General features: G+C 34.4%; 1 protein-coding gene. It reads right to left on the bottom strand.

Features of this window, described 5'->3' with window-relative positions; all coding sequences use genetic code 11:
• Nucleotides 1-177: 177 nt before the first annotated feature.
• Nucleotides 178-606 (bottom strand): MBL fold metallo-hydrolase, encoded by a 429-nt coding sequence (locus EQ827_RS08855; RefSeq protein WP_258231834.1) that lies wholly within the window; start codon nt 604-606, stop codon nt 178-180.
• Between the last annotated feature and the right edge of the window lie 34 nt (nt 607-640).

Below are 640 nucleotides of genomic sequence, written 5' to 3'. Positions count from 1 at the left end.
CTATTATAGTATTTATAAGTTTAAAAGTCTAGATGTTTTTCAAAAAAATAGCGAAAATTTGTTCTTTTTTCACAAATAAAAAGTGCTAATTTAGTTAATAAATCAGCTCTTCTTTTTTTAATAACCGTTACTATTGCAAACAATTTCACTAATAATTTTAATAACTTAAAATTAATACTAAAAAACTATTTTCAATCCCGTACGGGCGCGAGTAACTACTGTAGAACCAGCGGCTGCTTGGGTTTGAGTGAGTAACTTATCGAGTGAATACTCCTGTGGTAAATGTGAAATTAATAACCTCTTAACCTTAGCCTGCTGAGCTAAATGCCCTGATTGCGTAGAAGTCATATGCCAAATTTGGCCAGTTTTTTCAGCACCAAAATTAGTATCCGTAACTAATAAGTCAGCTTGACGGGCAAAATCAATCAAACCATCAAAGTAAGCTGTATCCGCTGTAAAAACAAAAGTTTTTTTCATTTTTTCATTAACAATTCGTGTTGCAAAAGCAGGCACTGGATGTATTGTCCGCAAAAACGTAATTGTCCATGGCCCTAGCTTTAAAGGCGCTAAGTCGCTGTAGCCAATACCTTGACTAACTTTAGGCAAACTCAGAGCAGCAAAATTGAGCGGATCTTATGTA

The sequence above is a fragment of the Bombilactobacillus bombi genome, assembly GCF_013607485.1.
In the GTDB taxonomy this organism is placed as follows: Bacteria; Bacillota; Bacilli; order Lactobacillales; family Lactobacillaceae; genus Bombilactobacillus; species Bombilactobacillus bombi_A.
The sequence above is the reverse complement of the archived record's forward strand: the minus strand, read 5'-3'. Positions and strand labels throughout refer to the sequence as shown.